Here is a 566-nt window from a genome sequence, read left to right as displayed (position 1 = left end):
CGGCCCATGCGGTAGGCGCGGTTGATGTCGCGGGTCCACAGGCCGGCGCCGAGGCCGAACTCGGTGTCGTTGGCGATCGCCAGGGCTTCGGCTTCGTCCTTGAAGGTGGTGACGCCCACCACCGGGCCGAAGATTTCCTCCTGGAACACCCGCATCTTGTTGTGGCCCTTGAGCAGGGTCGGCTGGATGTAGTAGCCCGTGGACAGATTGCCCTCCAGTTTTTCCACCGCGCCGCCGGTGAGCACTTCCGCGCCTTCCTGCTGGGCGATGTCGAGGTAGGAGAGGATCTTCTCGAACTGCTGTTGCGAGGCCTGGGCGCCGACCATGGTCTCGGTGTCCAGCGGGTCGCCGCGCTTGATGGCTTTGACCTTCTTCATCACCTCGGCCATGAACGCCGGGTAGATGGATTCCTGCACCAGGGCGCGGGACGGGCAGGTGCACACCTCGCCCTGGTTGAAGAAGGCCAGTACCAGGCCTTCGGCGGCCTTTTCGATGAAGGCCGGCTCGGCCTGCATGATGTCTTCGAAGTAGATGTTCGGGCTCTTGCCGCCCAGCTCCACGGTGGA

Annotated in this window: 1 protein-coding gene; it reads right to left on the bottom strand. The window is 64.3% G+C overall.

Annotated elements, in window-relative coordinates:
* A partial coding sequence (locus tag ACFW0B_RS25920) for an aldehyde dehydrogenase family protein (RefSeq protein WP_449151814.1) occupies positions 1–566 on the bottom strand: 566 nt, incomplete at both ends.

It is taken from the genome of Metapseudomonas phytobenefica, from assembly GCF_043392685.1.
Lineage (GTDB): Bacteria > Pseudomonadota > Gammaproteobacteria > Pseudomonadales > Pseudomonadaceae > Metapseudomonas.
Note: the sequence above shows the minus strand (reverse complement) of the source record. Positions and strands in the feature narration are given on the sequence as shown.